At 72.6% G+C, this 18,610-nt stretch carries 20 protein-coding genes; 8 read left to right on the top strand and 12 right to left on the bottom strand.

Annotated elements, in window-relative coordinates:
• Positions 1-516, top strand: a 516-nt coding sequence (locus AB0I71_RS27945) for a hypothetical protein (RefSeq protein WP_357589563.1), incomplete at its 5' end; no start/stop codon positions are given.
• A 2-nt stretch (positions 517-518) separates the two neighbouring features.
• On the opposite strand, the gene AB0I71_RS27940 is transcribed toward AB0I71_RS27945, so the two are convergent.
• The 3 genes from AB0I71_RS27940 to AB0I71_RS27930 form a co-directional block, all read right to left on the bottom strand.
• Positions 519-806: a hypothetical protein gene (locus AB0I71_RS27940; RefSeq protein WP_357589561.1), complete on the bottom strand. Its 288-nt coding sequence runs from the start codon at positions 804-806 to the stop codon at positions 519-521.
• A complete protein-coding gene (locus AB0I71_RS27935; RefSeq protein ID WP_357589559.1) occupies positions 793-1,122 on the bottom strand; it encodes a hypothetical protein in 330 nt (109 codons plus the stop codon). Before AB0I71_RS27935 ends, AB0I71_RS27940 begins: the two co-directional genes overlap by 14 nt.
• Before the next feature lie 71 nt (positions 1,123-1,193).
• Positions 1,194-1,754, bottom strand: a complete 561-nt coding sequence (locus AB0I71_RS27930) for a hypothetical protein (protein WP_357589557.1) — start codon at positions 1,752-1,754, stop codon at positions 1,194-1,196.
• A 377-nt stretch (positions 1,755-2,131) separates the two neighbouring features.
• Between AB0I71_RS27930 and AB0I71_RS27925 the strand changes: the two genes are divergently transcribed.
• The gene (locus AB0I71_RS27925) at positions 2,132-2,929 is read left to right on the top strand and encodes an alpha/beta hydrolase (protein WP_357589555.1); all 798 of its coding nucleotides are present in this window, start codon (positions 2,132-2,134) and stop codon (positions 2,927-2,929) included.
• Between the two features lie 90 nt (positions 2,930-3,019).
• Here AB0I71_RS27925 and AB0I71_RS27920 read toward each other — a convergent pair whose 3' ends face one another.
• The 3 genes from AB0I71_RS27920 to AB0I71_RS27910 form a co-directional block, all read right to left on the bottom strand.
• Positions 3,020-3,958: a phosphotransferase gene (locus tag AB0I71_RS27920; RefSeq protein WP_357589553.1), complete on the bottom strand. Its 939-nt coding sequence runs from the start codon at positions 3,956-3,958 to the stop codon at positions 3,020-3,022.
• A 133-nt stretch (positions 3,959-4,091) separates the two neighbouring features.
• A complete protein-coding gene (locus AB0I71_RS27915) occupies positions 4,092-5,438 on the bottom strand; it encodes a glycosyltransferase (RefSeq protein ID WP_357589551.1) in 1,347 nt (448 codons plus the stop codon).
• A complete protein-coding gene (locus AB0I71_RS27910) occupies positions 5,435-5,620 on the bottom strand; it encodes a hypothetical protein (RefSeq protein WP_357589549.1) in 186 nt (61 codons plus the stop codon). The genes AB0I71_RS27915 and AB0I71_RS27910 overlap by 4 nt, the downstream gene beginning before the upstream one ends.
• A 392-nt stretch (positions 5,621-6,012) precedes the next feature.
• Between AB0I71_RS27910 and AB0I71_RS27905 the strand changes: the two genes are divergently transcribed.
• Complete coding sequence (locus AB0I71_RS27905) at positions 6,013-7,158, top strand: polysaccharide pyruvyl transferase family protein (protein ID WP_357589547.1); 1,146 nt, start codon at positions 6,013-6,015, stop codon at positions 7,156-7,158.
• A gap of 18 nt (positions 7,159-7,176) precedes the next feature.
• On the opposite strand, the gene AB0I71_RS27900 is transcribed toward AB0I71_RS27905, so the two are convergent.
• The 4 genes from AB0I71_RS27900 to AB0I71_RS27885 form a co-directional block, all read right to left on the bottom strand.
• A complete protein-coding gene (locus AB0I71_RS27900; RefSeq protein ID WP_357589545.1) occupies positions 7,177-7,383 on the bottom strand; it encodes a hypothetical protein in 207 nt (68 codons plus the stop codon).
• Positions 7,384-7,545: 162 nt separating this feature from the next.
• Positions 7,546-8,022 carry an SRPBCC family protein gene (locus AB0I71_RS27895; RefSeq protein WP_357589543.1) on the bottom strand — a complete coding sequence of 159 codons (477 nt, stop codon included), beginning with the start codon at positions 8,020-8,022 and terminating at the stop codon, positions 7,546-7,548.
• Positions 8,019-8,342, bottom strand: a complete 324-nt coding sequence (locus tag AB0I71_RS27890) for a metalloregulator ArsR/SmtB family transcription factor (RefSeq protein WP_357589541.1) — start codon at positions 8,340-8,342, stop codon at positions 8,019-8,021. Before AB0I71_RS27890 ends, AB0I71_RS27895 begins: the two co-directional genes overlap by 4 nt.
• A gap of 79 nt (positions 8,343-8,421) precedes the next feature.
• A complete protein-coding gene (locus AB0I71_RS27885; protein ID WP_357589539.1) occupies positions 8,422-9,291 on the bottom strand; it encodes a PfkB family carbohydrate kinase in 870 nt (289 codons plus the stop codon).
• Between the two features lie 107 nt (positions 9,292-9,398).
• Between AB0I71_RS27885 and AB0I71_RS27880 the strand changes: the two genes are divergently transcribed.
• Together AB0I71_RS27880 and AB0I71_RS27875 are read left to right on the top strand one after the other, a co-directional pair.
• A complete protein-coding gene (locus AB0I71_RS27880; RefSeq protein ID WP_357589537.1) occupies positions 9,399-12,812 on the top strand; it encodes a DEAD/DEAH box helicase in 3,414 nt (1,137 codons plus the stop codon).
• Positions 12,809-13,825 (top strand): SWIM zinc finger family protein, encoded by a 1,017-nt coding sequence (locus AB0I71_RS27875; RefSeq protein WP_357589535.1) that lies wholly within the window; start codon positions 12,809-12,811, stop codon positions 13,823-13,825. The genes AB0I71_RS27880 and AB0I71_RS27875 overlap by 4 nt, the downstream gene beginning before the upstream one ends.
• 151 nt (positions 13,826-13,976) lie before the next feature.
• On the opposite strand, the gene AB0I71_RS27870 is transcribed toward AB0I71_RS27875, so the two are convergent.
• Positions 13,977-14,234 carry a DUF3040 domain-containing protein gene (locus tag AB0I71_RS27870; RefSeq protein WP_357589533.1) on the bottom strand — a complete coding sequence of 86 codons (258 nt, stop codon included), beginning with the start codon at positions 14,232-14,234 and terminating at the stop codon, positions 13,977-13,979.
• 484 nt (positions 14,235-14,718) lie between these two features.
• On the opposite strand from AB0I71_RS27870, the gene AB0I71_RS27865 reads away from it, so the two are divergent.
• The 3 genes from AB0I71_RS27865 to AB0I71_RS27855 are packed head-to-tail and all read left to right on the top strand — an operon-like array spanning position 14,719 to position 17,472.
• Positions 14,719-16,131: a ferric reductase-like transmembrane domain-containing protein gene (locus AB0I71_RS27865; RefSeq protein WP_357589531.1), complete on the top strand. Its 1,413-nt coding sequence runs from the start codon at positions 14,719-14,721 to the stop codon at positions 16,129-16,131.
• 13 nt (positions 16,132-16,144) lie between these two features.
• Positions 16,145-16,690 carry an FMN-binding protein gene (locus tag AB0I71_RS27860; protein WP_357589529.1) on the top strand — a complete coding sequence of 182 codons (546 nt, stop codon included), beginning with the start codon at positions 16,145-16,147 and terminating at the stop codon, positions 16,688-16,690.
• A 47-nt stretch (positions 16,691-16,737) separates the two neighbouring features.
• Positions 16,738-17,472 (top strand): FAD:protein FMN transferase, encoded by a 735-nt coding sequence (locus AB0I71_RS27855; RefSeq protein WP_357589569.1) that lies wholly within the window; start codon positions 16,738-16,740, stop codon positions 17,470-17,472.
• 439 nt (positions 17,473-17,911) lie between these two features.
• Here AB0I71_RS27855 and AB0I71_RS27850 read toward each other — a convergent pair whose 3' ends face one another.
• Complete coding sequence (locus AB0I71_RS27850; protein WP_357589527.1) at positions 17,912-18,583, bottom strand: bifunctional DNA primase/polymerase; 672 nt, start codon at positions 18,581-18,583, stop codon at positions 17,912-17,914.
• Between the last annotated feature and the right edge of the window lie 27 nt (positions 18,584-18,610).

Below are 18,610 nucleotides of genomic sequence, written 5' to 3'. Positions count from 1 at the left end.
CCACCGCCGGAACTGGCGGACGGGCTGGCGGCACTGCACCTGCGGCCTCCGCTGGCCCTGCCCCGACCGGCGGCTGATACCGCCGCCCGCCGAGGCTGCGACGGCCCGGGGCACCGCCCGCGTGCCTGCACCGACGCTGGCACGAGAGGTGACAGCCCTCCACCCCCTGATCGGGCGGGCGGGTGCGCTGACACCCGCGCAGGCGCACCGGGCCGGCATCCGATGATCGGGGCACCCCGCGCCCACCTACCGGCGCGGCCCACCTGGCGGTGCCGCCGCTGCGGGCAGCCATGGCCCTGCGGAGACGCCCGCGCATCCCTCGCCGTCGAGTACCGGGGAGCGCGGCCCGCGCTGGCCGTCTACCTCGCCTGCGCCCTCGCCGACGCCCTAGACGACCTGTACCGCCTCGGCGTCGACACCTCCGGGGCACACGCACAGTTCCTCGGCTGGCTGCGGGCACGAAGCGGCCCGGCGGACGCGCCACAGGGGCACGAACACACCGGGCCGCAGGAGTAGGGCTACACCATGCCGTCAGGCAGCCTGTCAGGTGCCAGCGGGAACCACGACCACCTCTCCTCGGGGGCACCGAGGCGGATCATCAGGGCACGCACCGCCGCCGCCCTACCGTCTGCGATCCGGCCCTCCGCCCGCCCGGCGGGATCATCTGCGCCCGCGAGGTGATCCGCTGCCGCGACAGCTTCCTCCAGGTGATCGGCTAGGGCGTCGGTGATGATCGCCAAGTCTGCGGGCGACAGGACCGCCACCCGCGCCCTGCGCGGCAGGTCCGCGCCATCACGCCTGAACATGGCGCACCCCCCGCCCCGGCTCGCCGACTGCGCGCCCATCGACGCCGGCAGGCAGCGGCGGCGGCGGCCCCTCCGGCATCTGCACATCCCGCAGGTCGCCGGGCTCGTCGGATGCGTACACGAACCAGGCGACACACTCCCGCAGCGCGACAAAGTCGCGGCCCTGCGGGCGCGGGAAGCCGTGGGCCATCAACACCCCGGCGACATCGACCAGCAGGCCAAACGACAGCGTCGGCCCCTCATCGGCGGGGCGTGGCGGCAGTAGCGGGTAGACGCGGGCTACCGGCCCGATAGGCACAGACGTACGGTGTTCCATAGTCGCCTCCTTCGCAGGCGATCAAGGCCCGGGTCGGCGCTCCAATCGCCTACCCGGGCCGTCCAATTGGGTCAGGCTGCGGCAACCAGCCGGTACCGCAGCGGCTTCTCCGACGTGACCTCGACCGTGCCCTGCTTCGCCAGCCGCGCCAGGCAGTCCCGCACCCCTAGCGGCTTGCGGCCCTCCGGGGTGATCGCCTTCGACACCGCCTGCGGGCTGAACTCCTCGCCCGGGTGCGCGGTCAGGAAGGCCAGCACGATCGCCTTCTGGTCCAGGCGGGGCGTCGCCGGCTTCGCACCCTCGGTGTCGGCGGGCGCAGCGGGCGCGGCCTCGACCGGCTGTGCGGGCGGCTGCGGCTGCGCGGCGGCGGCCTCGGCCCTGCCCTTGCGGCTGCGCCGCGCCGGGGCGGCAGCGGGCGTCTCGGGGGCGGTCTCGGTGGCAGCCGGGGCAGCGGCCTTGCGGGTGCGGCGCGTCGGCTTCGCGGCGGCGGCCTCCCGCGCGGCCAGCTCGTCGGCCATCCGCTCACCGTCGGCGATCACATCGGACTCGTCCAGGTCGCGCCCCGCGACCTTCGGGGCAGTGTCGGCGGCGGCGGCGGTGCGGGTGCGGCGGGTGCGGGTCGTGGTAGCCATCGTGATCTCCCTGGTCGCTAGCTGGTCCTGCGGTGCGACCCGAGCTTGCGCGTGTCCGGAATCGACAAGGAAGCGAGGTGTGCACGGATTTTCACCATGTGCACACCCCCGGGGATGGCCTTGCAACGACCGAGTACCGACCAGATAGGACGTCAGCCGCTCATGATCGCCTAGCCAGGCATCGCCTAGCCGCAAGCCGATAGGTGGCAATCTCCATTTGCCCTGCTCATTCGCCCGGTAGCATGCCGCAGAGAGCAGCTCGCCTTACAAGCGAGGGGTCGCAGGTTCGAAACCTGCCGCGCCCACCACGTCCCCTTGCACCCGCACAACTGTGGCCGGTATCGACCGGGCCGTAGCCTGATGGGAAGGGGCCTCGGGTGGCTTTCGCCGAGGTGAATGGCATCCGATTCTGGTACGAGACGCACGGCACCGGCCGACCGCTGGTGCTGCTGCACGGCGGGTTCGGCACGGTGGAGACCTTCGCCTCGATCCGGCCGGCGCTGGCCCGACGTCGCCAGGTGGTAAGCGTCGATCTACCGGGCCACGGCAGGTCCGCCGACGCCGGCCGCCCGCTGCGGTACGAGTCGATGGCCGACGACGTGGCGGCGCTGATCGTGCACCTGGGGCTGGCCGAGGCCGAGGTGCTCGGCTTCTCCCTCGGCGGTGGGGTGGCCCTGCGGTTGGCGGTGCAACACCGGCAGTTGCTCCGCCGTCTGGTGGTGGTCTCCGCGCCATGTCGGCGGCAGGGCTGGTTTCCCGAGGTGCTGGCCGGCATGCCCGAGCCCGACGAGGCGGCCGCCGAGCGGATGCGCGGCACTCCGCCGGAGCAGCTCTACCGGCGGGTGGCGCCCCGCCCGCAGGACTGGCCACGACTCTGGGCCAGGACCGGTGAGCTGCTGCGCCGCGAGTACGACTGGTCACCGGAGGTCGCGGCGATCACCACGCCGACGATGCTGGTCTTCGCCGACGCCGACTCGGTCCGTCCGGCACACATGGTGGAGTTCTTCGGCCTGCTCGGCGGCGGCCATCGGGACGCCGGGTGGGACGGCACCGATCGCCCCGCCGCCCGGCTGGCCGTCCTCCCTGGACTCACCCACTACGACATCGTCGACTCACCCGCCCTCCCCGCAGCAGTGCTTCCCTTCCTCACCCACCCCTCCACCCCGCCCACCTGACGCCCCTCCCACCGCCACCGGAACCCGCTGAGGCAGCAACTTCAGGGATGTTGCTGCCTCGACCGCCGCTGCCCCCAGGGCGCGCCGACGTCAGGTGCCGGTGCGCTCGGCCAGCCAGGCGAGCAGGACCTCGGCCTGGGCATGCTGGAACGCCCGGAGGGTGGGGATGCCCGGCGGCGGAGGCAGGCGGGCCCGGTCGGTGAAGAAGCCGGCCAGGCCGGCGTAGAGACCGGTCACCACGTCGGGGTCGACAGCGGCGGTGAGCGGCAGTCGGCGCAGCAGGGCCTCGGTGTCGTGTCCGCCCTGTAGGCGTACGTCGAGCAGCAGCATCGCGGTGTCCAGCCAGGCCGGGCCGCGAGCGGCCCAGGGCCAGTCGACCACTGTGACCCGGCCGGCCCGGTCGACGAGCAGGTTGTCCGCACGGACGTCGACGTGGCACAGGGTGTCGCCGGTCATCGACGCGAGGCCACGGTCCGCCCATTGGCAGAGTTCGTCGAGGTGGGCCTGGGCCCATGGGTTCAGCTCCGGCGGTGGGTCGTCGACGACCCGCCGCCAGCCGGCGAATTCCTCGGCCAGTCGCTCGGCGATGACCGGCACCTGCGCCACCGGGCTGGGGGTGAGCGCCGACGACATCCGTTCCAGCGCGCCCAGCACCGCGTCGAGTTCCTCGGCCTGCCACGGCGTGACCGGGTGCCGCCCGTCGACGTCGGTGAGCACCAGCGCCACCCAGTGGCCGTCGTCGTGGCAGCCGAGCAGTCGGGGCGTCGGGGCGTACGCGGGCAGCGCGGCGGTGATCCGGGCCTCGGCCCGGTGCATGTCCGGGGTGTCCGGGTTCTGGGCCGGGCTGGCCGCTTTGACGAAGGCGCGACGGCCGTTGGCGGTGACCACCCGGTCGGCGGTGCCGGGGGAGTAGCCGCCCGGCTGCGACACCGCTTCGACCACCCGGTCACCGATGATCTTCTCCACGGCGGATCGGACATCAGCGGGCAACTGGTGCCATCGCAGTCGATTCCTCGTATGCGCCTGCATGTCGTTCAGGCTGCCCGTCGGCCACCCGGGCGGGCAAGCCGTTTCCCGCGCGTCCGTCCGGGCCGGCGGGTGGCAGGGTAGGTTGCCAACCCGCCGGCCCGTCGTACGACGTTCCGGATGCGTAGCTGAACGGTCAGTGAGTCAGGACGACCTCCACCTGCTGTCGGGTGCCCCAACCGGTCCGCCAACACGTCGCCACGCCGTACCAGCGGATCATCCTCAACACCACCACCGCGAACACCACCGCAGCCGGTGCCAACAACCACGTCCACACACGGCGGCCCGTCGATTCATCCGACCGGCGAACGGTCAGATAGCGCAATGTGTGCGCCCACCCCACGATGAACGTCACCGACAACAACCACGGCAATGCCGTAAGCGTCGGTTCAACCACCGGAGACACGAACACAACGGTCACGAACACCACCGTGGCGACCACCATCGACGCCCATCGCAAGAGATGTGCCCACCAGGCGTACGACCTCAGCGGCAGGTACCGCACCCGCCACCAGGAGCGGATGAAACTGCCACGCATCCACCGCAGATACATGCGGCAGAGGTGCCCGAACCGGTTCGGCATCAACGCGAACGCGAACGCGGTCGGCTGCTGTACGGTGCGCCCCCTGACCATCGCGAACAACGTCAACAGCGAATCGTCGGAAAAATGTACGTTCCGGCCGAAAAACCTCTCCGTCAGGTAGCCGTCAAGGTTGTCCCGGACGACAGCGGCCCGATAGGCGGCGATCGGCCCGGAATTGACCCATACCGCCCCGAACACCGACAACGACGACCGGTCGGTGAGCTGACCCGTGACGAACCACAAGTCAGTGATCCGCGCAAGGAACGATGACCGCACGTTCGCGGCCATCACCACCCCCGCCACCGACTGCACACGAGGATCGCTGAACGGCAGCAGCAACTCATCGAGCGCCCGCGGGTCGGAAACGGTGTCCGAGTCGACCGTCCAGTAGATGTCCGCGTCGCCAGTGGTCCGCACGGCCACGGCCTGCGCGTGCCGCTTGCCGGCGTTCTCCTGGACATGCCATGCCACCGTGACCCCGTAAGTGGTGGCCGTGTCGAGAAACCACCGCTTCACGGCCTCGTACCCGCCGGCATCGGTCGAACCGTCATCCACCACGCAGATGACATCAGGGGTGCGCGTCTGCCTGACCATGGATTCGAGGCAGGCACGTAGCGCCGCCGGGTCCTCGTTGTAGACGGGCACGATCGCCACTACGCGCAACGCGTCCAGGTGCTCACGAGCCCGGCCGGTCGCCGTCGCCGGCCGCTCCAGGTAGGCGCTGCCGATCTGCCACAACAGCAGCAGGAACATGCCCGCGTACACGTAGGTGAAGCGGTGTCCGGCACCGTCGAGAGCACCAGAGACCGCGAACACATGGTGCATTGCCCATACCGCCGCGGCGGCCAGCACGACCGCCGCGATGAGCAAGAATCGCCGGGGTTCGATGCGCGCGTTCATCCGTCGATCGACCGTCCGCGTCGGAACGTCAACCGGATCATGCAGGCACCGGCGATCACGATCAGCACACCGACAGCGGCGATGGCGAGCGGCAACGACAGTTGCACGACGCCGACTCCAGCTGTGCCACCGATGGTGATCACGTCGACTCCGGTGCGGGGCAGGGTGCTACCTGACGACATCGACTTCTCCGCTCGAGGCTGCGGGGCTGGGTCGGCGGGCAGGGTGCAGCCTCAGTCGTGCCCCGGCCGCCGCATGGATCAGCCGCTCGGGGTGAGGGGATCCGGTCGACACCCTCGCAAAGGCCGTCAACCAGGGTCAACCACGCTCTGTCACCCCATCGGGCTAATGTGTGACCGCCTCGGGCGTGCCGAAGTTGGCGGGTGCCGGGGAAGTCGGCTTGTCGACAGCGGCCCCGCTTCAAATGCCTCAGTCTGTGCGGTCGGCCGCTGGCTCCGATCGCACCACATCCGCCAGCCGCACCGTCTGATCGCGTAGCCGAAGAACCGGCGAGGACTGTTCACCAGCGCAGTGGGGAAACGTCGGAGCGGACGCACCTGGGGAGGAGCGACGGATGACGCGTGCCGGACTGACCATCGGCGTGCTCGGCTCGTACGGTGGGCGAAACCTGGGCGACGAGGCGATCCTCACCGGACTGCTGACCGATCTGCGTCAGCAGGAGCCGCACGCGCGGATCATCGTGTTCTCGCGGAACCCCGCGCACACGGCGGTCGCCCACCCGGACGTGGAGGCGGTGCCGTGGGAGGGAGTCAGCCGAACCGACTCCGCCCTCGTGCTGTCTCAACTCGACCTGCTCATTCTGGGCGGCGGAGGCATCCTCTACGACAAGGAGGCACGCCGGTACCTGCGGGTCGTCCGGGTGGCGCAGGAGCGGGGTCTGCCGCTGCTGACGTACGCCGTCGGTGTCGGGCCGCTGAACGAGATGGTGGACACCGGCATGGTCCGGGAGACGCTGGCCGGCGCGGTCCAGGTGACCGTACGCGACCAGGAGTCGCGGATGGTGCTGGAGGAGGCCGGCCTGCTCAATCCGATCACGGTCACCGGCGATCCGGCGTTTCTGCTGGAACCTGAGGACTTTCCCGCGCAGTTCCTCCGCGAGGAGGGCGTGCCGGCCGGCAAACGGCTGGTCGGGATGAGCGTGCGGGAGCCGGGCCGGGCGGCGGAACGGCTCGACGTGGACGGATATCACCGGCTGCTGGCGCAGATCGGCGACTTCCTGGTGCACCGGATCGACGCGCACGTGCTGTTCGTGCCGATGGAACGCGACGACATCCGGCACTCGCACGGGGTGCTGTCGCACATGATCGCCGCCGAGCGGGGTCGGATTCTGCACGGCACCTACTCCCCGCAGCAGGTGCTCGGGTTGATGCGCCACTTCGACCTGGCGGTCGGCATGCGGCTGCACTTCCTGATCTTCGCCGCGATGATGGGGACGCCGTTCCTGCCCCTGCCGTACGCAGGAAAGGTTTTCGACCTCGCACAACGGCTCGGGGTGCCGGCGTTGCGCGGCGTGGAGCGCGAGGTGGAGGGCCCCCTGCTGGCCGAGGTGGACCAGTTGTGGGATGAACGCGAACAGCGGGCCGAGGTGACCGCCCAGCGGGTGGCGCGGGTCTGCGACGAGGCCAGGGGCACCTCTCAGGTCACCCGGGCGGTGCTGGAGAGCCTGCGCAACCGGTCGCTCGTCGAGGTCGGCGCCTGATCGACGCGGTGGGCCGGGTCAGACCGCCGGCCCCCGCCAGCAGTAGCGCCACTGCTGCCGGTCGGTGTCGACGGACTCCAGTTCGTAGATCTCCGCTGCCGCCAGCCCTTCTGGCCCCAGGTGATGGTGGGTCAGTGGGGGCCGGCCGTTCGGGTCCAGCTCGACGGTGACGTGCTCACCGTCGGCCGTGCCGCCCACCAGTGGGATCTCAACCGCGGATGCCATGCGCCCATCCTGCCCCGGCCGTGCGTGACCCGCAGGGTGAAGCGGGATGATCCCGCAGTGGTCGGCTGTCCCTCGTATCCTCCGGGCCGGGCGGCGTGCCGCCGACCCGGCACCGGCGCCGACGACAGTGACCGCCGGCACCGGTGCTGCGGACGGTCATTCCTACGCGGCGCACAGGGCCGCGTAACGGTCCAGGTAGAGCGGCCAGCCGCCGTCCTCGGCCACGCCGTCCCGGACGGACTCCCAGCCGGGGCCGTGCCGGTCGAGGTGGCGGTGCTCCAGTTCCACCCGGGTGCGGTGCGGGGTTTCGGCGATGAACCGGACCTCGACCTCGCTTGTGTTGTCGGGCTCGGTCTCGAGCCGCCACTGGGGGCTGATGTCCCAGCTGAACACGACCCGGTCCGGTGGGTCGTAGGCGAGCACCCGCGCCCAACGGCACTCGGTGCCGTCGACGCCGCGGTCGTAGATGTGGCCACCGACCTTCGGCTCGAACACGGTCTCGGCGATCGCGGCGCCGAGCAGGTTGTGTTCTCGTGGCTTGAAATCGCCGAAGCGTTCGGTGAACGTGCTGAACGCCCGCTCGATCGGGGCGTTGACGATGATCTGACGGCGTACCGACACGTCCGCTGCCCGGGTCATGAGTCCTCCTCGGTGGTCTGTTCGACGACGTCCTGGTAGCCGTCCAGCGCGCGGTTCCAGAAGGTGTCCAGTTGGTCGCGTAGGGCGGCCACGCCCGCCGGGTTGAGCCGGTAGACCCGTCGGGTGCCGGCCTGCCGGTCGATGACCAGCCCGGCGTCCTTGAGCACCTTCAGGTGCTGGGACACCGCGGGTCGGCTGATCGGTAGTTCCCGGGCGAGTTCGCCGACGGCGCGTGGCTGTTCGGCCAGGCAGGCGACGATGGCGCGTCGGGTGGGATCGCCCAGGGCGTCCCAACCTTCATCAGCTCGGTAAGTAGCCACGAACGGTAAGCTACGACTTACCGAATGGGCTGTCAAGCGCGACCGGTGGTCGAGGTGGTGGCGGGTGAGGACAGATTCGTCAGGCCCGGGGGAGCAGTGCTGGCGGGTACTCCATGCCGTCGTGGGTACAGGCCGCGGCGGCGACCCGGGACGCGTACCCGGCCGCCTCCGCCCAGGTCGCGCCGCGTGACCGGGCCGCGATGATCCCCGCCGCGAAGGCGTCCCCGGCGCCGTTGGTGTCGATCACCGGGCCGGGCGGCACCGCCGCCGGAATCCGCTGGACGCCGCCGCCCAGGTGCAGATCGGCGCCGTCCGCGCCCCGGGTCACCAGGACCGGGCGCGGTGCCAGCGTGCCGGCCACGGCCGCCGCCCGGTCGCCGAGCGCCGCGCCGCTGATCAGCACCAGCTCGGCGACCTCGGCGAAGGGGCGGTGGTACGCGTTGTGCCCGTCCCAGTCGTGCAGGTCGGTCGAGGTGCCCACCCCCTCGCCCAGCACGTCGCCGAGGTCGGGCAGCAGTTCCCGCACCCATCCCATGATCGACAGGTGCACGTGGGTGGCGTCCCGGACCAGCTCCGCCAGCTGGGCCGCCGCGAACGGTGGCGGACCCTCCGGGGCCCGAGGGTCGTACAGCGACATCCGTCGACCGTCGGGGTCGACCAGGTTCACCGACCGTCGGGTACCGGCCGGGTCGTCGGCCAGGACCGTCCGCACGCCGGTACCGGCCAGCGCGGCCCGGACGACGGCACCGGCCGGATCCGCGCCCACCGTGTCGACCACGGTCACCCGCAGCCCGAGCGCGTGTGCGGCGAGCACCACACCGGCTCCGGTGTTACCGACCCGCAGCTCGATCGGGTCGACGGTGACGGAGTCGACCACGGGCAGCGGCAACCGGGGCACCCGTACCCGCACATCGACACCGAGGCCGCCGATCACCAGGAGGTCGCACATGGCGGCGACGCTAGTCGGTCGGCGCCGCCTATCCTGGCCCGGGTGCCGACAGGGGCCCCGGGCCGCCGCCAGCGTCGGGCAGGCCCGTCCGGTCCGAGGGGGAGTGCGTGCTGGTCGTCCATGGGATGTGGCTGCCCGGACGAGGGCTGGCCGTCTGGGCCGAGGACAGCACCCTGCCACCCCATGCCCCGCGCCGTCCCGGCCGGGCACCGCGAGCCCGCCCGCACCCGTTCGCCGCCGGCCATGCCACGCTCGTCGCATCGCTCGCCGACGCCGCCGAACCGGACGACCTCGGCACGGCGCTGCTGCGCCTGCCCACCCGTGCCGGCTCGCCGCTGGACTCGCCGGAACTGGTGCGTACCGCCGTCGTGGCACCGGTCCGTGGCCCGGTCACCCTCGCCGGATGGCAGGTCCCGGTGCTGGCGTACGCCCCGGACGCGGCTCTGTCGCTGCTGCGTGGCGTCACCGGGCTGGCCGCCGCAGCCGGCGCGAGCCTGCGGCACCTGGCCGAGCTGGCCGACTTCGCCACCGACCTGGCCGCTCGCGGCCGGGTCCTGCCCAGCCTCGCCACCACCGCGCCGCTCGCCTACGGGCCGCTTGCCGCCGCGCCGCCCGCGGGTACGTCGGCCGAGCCGGTTCGTGCCGCCGAGCCGGCGGACGCTGCCGCCCGTGCCCACCCCGCCCAGCTCGCCCCCGTGGGCGGCGACCGGCACCGTGGTGGGCGCGCCACCGCGCGGGGCGTACCCGCCCAGCAGGCCGATCCGACCGAGGCGTCGCCCGCCTGGGCGGTGTGGCGGCCCCTGCTGACCGGCACCGACGCCACCTGGGCCCGGTCGCTGGCGCTGGCTCTGCCGCCCGCCGCCCGGGCCGTCGTCGAGGCGGAACTGCCCGTGATGGCGACCAGCGACCGGGACGGGCATCACAGGGCGGCCCCGCCGGACACCGGCCGCCGCCGGGCCGGGTCGACAGGTGAGCTTGCGGACGGCCCCGGCCCCGGCCAGCGGTCCGCGACGGTGGCGTCGAGCCTGCCCGACGGGTCGGTCGACGCGCCGGGGCTGCTGGTCGCCGAGGCGCTCGACGCGCTCACCGACGCCGCCGTCCGCGCCGCACTGCCGCCGGTGACACTGGCCCGGGGGGTGCGACCGAACGGTGCCGTGGCTGCCTGGCTGGGCGCGTTGACCGGGCCGGGTCGCGGGTTCACCGCCGACGCGGCGGCGCTGCGTACGCTCCGGTCCGAGCTGGACCAGTGGCAGCGCGACGCCGCCGGTGGCACGGTGCGGGCCAGCTTCCGGCTGGTCGAGCCGTCGGCCGACGAGCTGACCGAGCCGGTGACGGTGGTGCCGGCCGAGCCTGGTGCCGTCGTCGCCACCACCGGCCGGTGGCGGGTCGAGTTCGGGCTGCGCGCCACCGACGAGCCGGGCCTGCTCGTCGACGCCGCACAGGTGTGGCGCGGCGACGGCGAAAGCGTCGGCGGTGAACATCCGCAGGAGATCCTGCTGGCCGAGCTCGGCCGGGCCAGTCGCCTCTGGCCGGACCTGGACGCGGCCCTGCGTACCGCCCGGCCGGAGGCGCTGGAGCTGGACACCGAGGGTGCGCACCGGTTTCTGCGCGAGGGCGCGCCGACGCTGCACGCGGCGGGCTTCACGGTGCTGTTGCCGTCGTGGTGGCAGCGGCCCGCGTCGCGGCTCGGCGCGCGGCTGCGGGCCCGCTCTCGCAGCGCGCCCGGCGCGGTCACCGGCCCGGCTGACCGGGTGGGCCTGGACGCCCTTGTCGACTACCGCTGGGAGCTGGCCCTCGGCGACGAGCCGTTGACCTCCGACGAGTTGACCCGCCTGGCGAAGCTGAAGACCCCGCTGGTCCGGCTGCGGGGGCGCTGGGTCGAACTGGACCCCAAGCGGCTCGCCGCCGGACTGCGCCTGCTGCGGTCCACCGGCGAACTGACAGTCGCCGACCTGCTGCGGCTCGGCCTGTCCGACGCCGAGCAACCGGACGCGTTGCCGGTGCTCGAGGTGAGCGCGGACGGTGCGCTCGGCGAGCTGCTCGCGGGGGCCGTGGACCGCCGGCTCGCCCCGCTTGACGAGCCGCCGTCCTTCCACGGCACGCTGCGGCCGTACCAGCGGCGAGGGCTGGCCTGGCTGGCGTTCCTCCAGTCGCTGGGGCTCGGCGGGGTCCTCGCCGACGACATGGGGCTGGGCAAGACGGTGCAACTGCTGGCGCTGCTCGCCGCCGACCCGCCGCAGGTCGGTCCGACCCTGCTGATCTGTCCGATGTCGCTCGTCGGCAACTGGCAGCGGGAGGCCGCCCGGTTCGCCCCGGACAAACGCGTACACGTGCACCACGGTGCCCAGCGGGCCCGGGGCGCGGAGTTCACCGCCACCGTGCACGCCGCGGACCTGGTCCTCACCACGTACTCGGTGGCCGCCCGGGACGCCGCGGAGCTGGCCGGGGTCGACTGGCACCGGGTGGTGGTGGACGAGGCCCAGGCCATCAAGAACGCCGCCACCCGGCAGGCCGAAGCGGTACGGGCACTGCCCGCGCGACACCGCATCGCGGTCACCGGTACGCCGGTGGAGAACCGGCTGGCGGATCTCTGGTCCATCATGCAGTTCGCCAACCCGGGCCTGCTCGGCCCGGCGGCCACGTTCCGCAAGCGGTTCGCCGAGCCGATCGAGCGGCACGGGGACACCGAGACCGCCGAACGGCTTCGCCGGATCACCGGCCCGTTCGTGCTGCGCCGGCTCAAGACCGATTCGTCGATCATCTCGGACCTGCCGGAGAAGCTGGAGATGGAGGTGTTCTGCAACCTCACCGCCGAGCAGGCGGCCCTCTACCGGGTCGTCGTCGACGACATGCTCGCGCGCATCGAATCCAGCGACGGCATCGAGCGGCGCGGCCTGGTGCTGGCCACCATGACCCGCCTCAAGCAGGTCTGCAACCATCCCGCGCAGCTGTTGCGCGACGGCTCACCGCTGGACGGACGATCGGGCAAGCTGGCCCGGCTGGAGGAGATCCTCGACGAGGTCCTCGCGGCGGGGGAGAAGGCCCTGTTGTTCACCCAGTACGCGGAGTTCGGCGGGATGCTGCGCGGGCACCTGTCGGCCCGGTTCGGCCGGGAGGTGCTGTTCCTGCACGGCGGGGTCGGCAAGGCCGACCGCGACGCGATGGTGGCCCGTTTCCAGTCCGATGGTGGGCCGGCGTTGTTCGTTCTCTCGCTCAAGGCCGGCGGGACCGGTCTCACGCTCACCGCCGCCAACCACGTGGTGCACGTCGACAGGTGGTGGAACCCGGCGGTGGAGGACCAGGCCACCGACCGGGCGTTCCGGATCGGACAGCGTCGCCGGGTGCAGGTCCGCAAGTTCGTCTGCGCCGGCACGGTCGAGGAGAAGGTCGCCGCACTGATCGCCGACAAGCGTGGCCTGGCCGCCTCGGTCGTCGGCACCGGCGAACAGTGGGTCACCGAGCTGTCCACCGCCCAACTGCGTGAGCTGTTCGCCCTGGAGGCGGGAGCGGTGGCCGAATGAGCGCCGACGGTGCAGGCAGGTTCGCCGACTACGGCCCGCCGCGCCGGGTCGACGGCGGCCTGCGGGCCCGCAGCACCCGCGGCGCGATCGGGGTCTCCTGGTGGTCCCGCCGGTTCCTGGAGGTGCTGGAGTCGTTCGCGCTCGGCACCCGGCTGACCCGGGGCCGGTCGTACGCCCGCGCCGGCCAGGTGCTCAGCCTCGACGTCGCTCCGGGCGTGGTGACCGCCGTGGTGCAGGGATCCCGCGCGAAGCCGTACCAGGTCACCGTCGCCCTGCCGCCCTTTCCGGCGCGGCTGTGGGCGCGGATCGAGGGGGAACTGGCCGCCCAGGCGTTCTTCAGTGCCCGGCTGCTCGCCGGCGACCTGCCGGCCGAGTTGGAGGAGTTGTTCGTCGCGGCCGAGGCACCGCTGTTCCCGGCGGTGATCACCGACCTGGAGCAGCGTTGTTCGTGCCCGGACGGCGCGGTGCCCTGCAAACACCTCGCCGCCACCTTCTACCTGCTCGCCGAGGCGTTCGACGCCGACCCCTTCACCCTGCTGCACTGGCGTGGCCGCAGCCGGACGGAACTGCTCGCCCGGCTGCGGCAACTGCGCGCCGAGGCGCACGCGTCGACGACACCGCAGGCCCGGGACGGCGAACCAGCCGGTGCTGAGGCTTCGGCGGCGGGGGACGGCGCAGCGTCGCCGGGTCCGACCGGTCGACGTGGCCGTTCCCGCACCGGGGGCACCGGGCCGGCCAGCCCCGGCATCGATGCCGACGGCGGGCCCGACCACCACGAGGTGGACGTGCCCGCTGCCGGTGCCGTCCGGGCGCTGACCGACCTGCCCGTCATGCCACTGGCCGAGACGGTCGATCGGTTCTGGCTGTCGCCGGTGCCCCTGCCGGACCGCCCGCCGAGCCTGACCGCCCGGCCGGACCTGTTGCTGCGACAACTGGGCCCGCCCGCGCCGGCCATCGGTGGACCGGGTCTCGTCGAACGTCTGCGTCACGCCTACCGCCAGCTCGGCGACTAGGAAAGACCGTGCCTGGCTGCGCCGGGCGAGCCTTATGGAGCGTTTCACAGGCCCGAGCCGGATTCGTCGTCATGGTCACGCTCGATCCTGGATCGAGTGGCTTCCCTAGCTGCGAGGTCACTCGATCCTGGACGGAACGCGACCCTGACGCTCACAGCCAACGTTGGCGAAACCGCCACATCAGCGCCGCGTTCGTCAACAACACCACCGCGAAGATGGCCCCGGCCAGCCGGCCGGCAAGTACGGTGGTCGCCGGCAGCGCCGCCCAGAGCAGGACTGTCAACAGCAGCAGCCAGCGGCCGTGACGGCCGCGGGCCCGGTTGTCGAGCCGGGCGAAGAACGCCGGGTCGCTTTCCCGCAGGTTGCGGGTGATCTGCTCGAATCTGCGTTGATCCTCTTTGCTGAGCATGTGCCTTCCCCTCACGCGTTCAGCAACGGTGCGGCGGAATACCCGCTGTGGTGACGGCTCACGCGCTCTTGCTGTTGCTACTTTGGTGCTGGCGGCGAGGGAGAGCGCTCGGCGACAGCTGAGCGACCGCTTATCCGAACCTTAAATTTCGTCAGGTGCGGCGGGGCCGCGCGGCTGCGCTGTCGGGGGTGGGAATTCGCCCCGCTGAGCAACGCTGGCCGGTGAACGCCCTGCTTGCGGCGTGCGTACCCGATCGGCCCGGTAGCCCGCCCGACGCCTGCTCGCGATGAGCTGCGCCTTAAGTGCCCCCGCCTGGGCGGTCGGCCCGTCTTGTCGGGCTGACGATCGGTCGCTACCTTGCCGGGGCAAACCCCTCAGGCATCAGTCGTCGCACCTCGGGAGACCGGTCACGTCCTGGGTCGACGCCCGGCAGGAATCGGAAACGGTGGATGGCCGATCACCTCGACGAGTGCGGCGGCCGGGCGTGACGACCTACCCCCGCCCGTACGCCAGCCCTCGGCCGGATCTGCGCGCCGGGCCCGGGTCGCACCCGCCCACGCCGCCGCCGGCCGTGCCTCGGCGCGGTGCCGGTGGCCGGCGGCTGCTGATCGTGCTGTTTCTGGGCGGCCTCGTCGCCAGCGTGCTGCCGTGGTGGCTGGACACCCCGACCGGCTCGTTGACCGGCGCCACCGCGATGACCACCGCCGCCGGGCAGATCACCGGCCTGGTCGCCGGCTACCTGCTGCTGGTCCAGGTGTTGATGATGAGCCGCCTGCCGGTGCTGGAACGGTGGGCCGGCGGAGAGCGGATCGCCCGCTGGCACCGCGATGTAGCCGCCACCCTGCTGGTCGCGGTGCTCGCCCACACGGCCCTGATCCTGGTCGGCTACGCCGGGCTGGAGGGCCGCTCACCGCTCGGGCAGGCGGGCGTGATGCTGCGCGAGTACCAGGACATGGTCTCCGCGTTCGCGGCCGCCGGTCTGCTGGTGCTGGTCGGGCTGGTCAGCGTGCGGGCGGTACGCCGGGTGCTGCCGTACGAGCTGTGGCACGCCACCCACCTGGCCGCGTACGCCGTGCTGCTGCTCGGCTTCGCCCACCAGTTCAGCAACGGCAGCCAGCTGTTCCGGCCCGGCCCGGCGCGTACCGGATGGATCGCCCTGTACGTGCTGGTGGTCGCCGCGTGGCTGTGGGGTCGGGTGGTCGTCCCGCTCCGGTTCAACCTGCGGCACCGGCTACGGGTGAGCGACGTGGTCACCGAAAGCCCCGACGCCGTCTCGATCTACCTGACCGGGGCACGTCTCGATCGGCTGGAGCTGTTGGGCGGGCAGTTCTTCCGCTGGCGTTTCCTGACCCGGGGCTGCTGGTGGCAGTCGCACCCGTTCTCGGTCTCCGCCGCCGCCAACGACCGCTGGCTGCGACTGACCGTCAAGGTGGTCGGTCGGCACACCCAGGACCTGCGCAACCTCGACCCCGGCGTACGGGTCTGGGCGGTCGGTCCGTCGGGCACCTGCACCGCCGCCCACCGCACCCGCGAGCGGGCGCTGCTGATCGCCGCCGGCAGCGGTATCACTCCACTGCGGGCGATGCTGGAGGAGCTGCCGCCCGGTGCCGCCCTGATCTACCGGGCCCGCACCCCGGCCGACGTGCTGTTGCAGGAGGAACTGGACTGGCTGGCCCGCAACCGCGGGCTGCGGGTCTGGTACGTCATCGGCTCCCGCAGCGACCCGGGTCCGCGACAGGTGATGACCCCGGACGGACTGTGTCAGCTGGTGCCGGACCTGGCTCGGCGCGACGTCTACCTGTGCGGCCCGCCCGGCCTGGTCGAGCAGTACCGCCGGGTGCTCCGTCAGGCCGGTGTCCGGCGCCGCCAGATCCACCTCGCCACCTTCGAACTCTGAGAGGGTCCACCAGATGCGTCGCGCGCTCCTCGCGATCACCGGCCTGGCCGCCAGCACCACCGCGCTTGTGGTGTTCAAGGCCGCCCCGGGCACCGGTCAGGTCGCCCAGGAGGTGCCCGCCCCGGCACCCACCGCCACCCAGGGACCGGAACCGACACCCGGCAAGGGCGCGACGAAACCGAAGGCCAGCAGCTCGCCGAAGCCGACGCGCAGCCCCTCCGGGGCGAGCCGGTCCGGTTCCAGTGCCGCCCCGAAGAGACCCGCCGCGCAACCCAGCCCCAGCACGATCGTCGGGCCGGTGGTGAGCAACGAGTTCGGCGACGTGCAGGTCCGCATCAGCGTGGTCGGTGACCAGATCGTCAACGCGGCGGCGCTGCGGCTGCCGCGCAAGACGGCCCAGTCCGACCAGCGCAGCGACCAGGTCGACAGCCGGTACAGCGGTGCGGTGGGAATGGTGGTCGAACGGCAGAGCGCCGACCTGGACACCGTTTCCGGCGCCACCGCGACAAGCGACTCCTACCGGCGGTCGTTGCAGGCCGCGATCGACCAGGCCCGATGAGCGCCGGCACATTGATCCGGCCCGGGCTGCGTCGTGTCGAACACGTGATGGGTACGCCGGTCAGCCTCGACATCGCCGACGACCTGCCCACGCCGGAGCTGGTTGGGCTGGCCGACGAGGTGTTCGCCTGGCTGCGGGAGGTGGACGCGAGGTTCAGCACGTACCGACCGGACAGCGAGGTGTGCCGCTTCGACCGAGGTGAGCTGCTGCTCTCCGAGGCGTCGGTCGACCTGCGCCGGGTGCTGGAACGCTGCGCCGACCTGTGGGGTGCCACCGACGGCTTCTTCGACGCGTACGCCACCGGCGGGCTGGACCCGTCCGGGTACGTCAAGGGTTGGGCCGTCCAGGTGGCCTCGGACCGGTTGCGTGCCGCCGGTGTCGACAACCACTGCCTGAACGCCGGTGGTGACGTCCGGGTGCGTGGCCGTTCGTCGACGGGACTGCCGTGGCGGATCGGCGTGCGGCATCCCTGGAACCCCTCGGCGGTCTGCCTGGTGCTCACCGGGACGGACCTGGCGGTCGCCACGTCCGGTGTCTACGAACGCGGTCCCCACGTACGCGACCCGCGCCGTGGAGCCCCGGCACGGGGTCTCCGGTCGGTGACCGTGGTCGGGCACGACCTCGGACTGGCCGACGCCTACGCCACCGCGGCCGTGGCCATGGGGGTGGCCGGCATCGGCTGGCTGGACCGGCTGCCCGCGCACCGGCACGCGGTGGTCACCGACGACCGCCGGTGCCTGCACTCCACCGACCTCCCGCTCACCCACGACCCCGCCCCCTGACCACGCCCCGCCCGCTCTGCCCCCCGGCCGCCTCCGTGGCAGCCGTGTTCGATCGGTGGCAGCGAAGGTGGCCGACACGCCGGCCAGGAAGCACCTCCACTGCCACAGATCGGCTGCGCGGGGACCTGGCGGGCGGCGGGGTCCGGATGACGGCTGAGGGTGGGGTTTCGGGTCAGGGCCAGCGGGTTGGGCGGTGGGTGCTCGCCGGGCGGGATCCGGTCGGCCGAGGACGGCCGGGCCGGGCCCCCGGGGGACGGGTGGCCGCCCATCGGTGGCCGGGCCGGTGTCGCCGGGGCGGCTCTGCTCCGCCCGGGTGGTGTCTGGTGTCGTCGGTGGACATCGCATCCCCGCTCCCGGCGCGGGCGCGCCGTCGAAGGGTCCAACGAGCGCCGGTCCTCCCGGGTCTCGCTGTCGGCGCGTCGCACCGCACGCCACCCGGTCAGCGGCCCCGGCGGGGCAACGGCAGGTGACCGGGGACCAGCGCCGAGGTCAGCGTCACGCCGGTGGCGCGCAGCGCCTCGACAAGCGTGTTCTGCACGAGGTAGGCGTCCGGCAACTGCCACCGGGCCTGCTCCGGTGCGACCGCCCAGCGGACCTGGCCCTCGGGCAGCCGGGTCGGTGGCGCCGGAATCCACGACCCGCGCCCGTGCAGGACCACGTCGAAACAGTGCTCAAGTTCGGGTCGCAGTGGGTCGCCCGGGCGGACCAGGAACATCCACCGCCCGGTCGGGGTGACAAGCACAGGTCCGCGTACCCCCGGGCCGACCGGGTGGGCACGCACCGCGTCCAGAACCATCCGGCCCAGGTGGGCGGGGATCTCCAGCACGTCGAAGGAACGGCCGGTGGGCAGCAGTACGCCGTGTGGCCGGGACCGCCACCAGGTGGCCACCCGTGCCGGGTCGGCGCTGGCCGCGTGCTCCCAGTCCTCCAGGGCCGGATGGCAGCCGACCGTCGGGCAGCCGGCCCGGCCGCAGACGAAGCGGCTCCGCGCCAGGCAGGCGCCGGGGGTCACCGCCCAGCCGTGCAGGGCGTAGCGCACGGCGACCCGGCGCAGCCGTACCCGTTCCAACGGCGACAGACGCGCCACGTGCGGTCCGACATTCCCCCACATTGGTGCCAACTCCCCTCGCCGCGCCTG

The sequence above is a fragment of the Micromonospora sp. NPDC049891 genome (genome assembly GCF_040660295.1).
Taxonomy (GTDB): domain Bacteria; phylum Actinomycetota; class Actinomycetes; order Mycobacteriales; family Micromonosporaceae; genus Micromonospora.
The sequence above is the reverse complement of the archived record's forward strand: the minus strand, read 5'-3'. Positions and strand labels throughout refer to the sequence as shown.

Coding starts and splice junctions, on each gene's coding strand:
- AB0I71_RS27855 (WP_357589569.1), top strand. CDS start 16,738: ATGGGTACGCCGGTCAGCCTCGACATCGCCGACGACCTGCCCACGCCG.
- AB0I71_RS27860 (WP_357589529.1), top strand. CDS start 16,145: ATGCGTCGCGCGCTCCTCGCGATCACCGGCCTGGCCGCCAGCACCACC.
- AB0I71_RS27930 (WP_357589557.1), bottom strand. CDS start 1,754: ATGGCTACCACGACCCGCACCCGCCGCACCCGCACCGCCGCCGCCGCC.
- AB0I71_RS27910 (WP_357589549.1), bottom strand. CDS start 5,620: ATGTCGTCAGGTAGCACCCTGCCCCGCACCGGAGTCGACGTGATCACC.
- AB0I71_RS27935 (WP_357589559.1), bottom strand. CDS start 1,122: ATGGAACACCGTACGTCTGTGCCTATCGGGCCGGTAGCCCGCGTCTAC.
- AB0I71_RS27850 (WP_357589527.1), bottom strand. CDS start 18,583: ATGTGGGGGAATGTCGGACCGCACGTGGCGCGTCTGTCGCCGTTGGAA.
- AB0I71_RS27940 (WP_357589561.1), bottom strand. CDS start 806: ATGTTCAGGCGTGATGGCGCGGACCTGCCGCGCAGGGCGCGGGTGGCG.
- AB0I71_RS27885 (WP_357589539.1), bottom strand. CDS start 9,291: ATGTGCGACCTCCTGGTGATCGGCGGCCTCGGTGTCGATGTGCGGGTA.
- AB0I71_RS27905 (WP_357589547.1), top strand. CDS start 6,013: ATGACGCGTGCCGGACTGACCATCGGCGTGCTCGGCTCGTACGGTGGG.
- AB0I71_RS27895 (WP_357589543.1), bottom strand. CDS start 8,022: ATGACCCGGGCAGCGGACGTGTCGGTACGCCGTCAGATCATCGTCAAC.
- AB0I71_RS27920 (WP_357589553.1), bottom strand. CDS start 3,958: ATGCAGGCGCATACGAGGAATCGACTGCGATGGCACCAGTTGCCCGCT.
- AB0I71_RS27870 (WP_357589533.1), bottom strand. CDS start 14,234: ATGCTCAGCAAAGAGGATCAACGCAGATTCGAGCAGATCACCCGCAAC.
- AB0I71_RS27875 (WP_357589535.1), top strand. CDS start 12,809: ATGAGCGCCGACGGTGCAGGCAGGTTCGCCGACTACGGCCCGCCGCGC.
- AB0I71_RS27900 (WP_357589545.1), bottom strand. CDS start 7,383: ATGGCATCCGCGGTTGAGATCCCACTGGTGGGCGGCACGGCCGACGGT.
- AB0I71_RS27915 (WP_357589551.1), bottom strand. CDS start 5,438: ATGAACGCGCGCATCGAACCCCGGCGATTCTTGCTCATCGCGGCGGTC.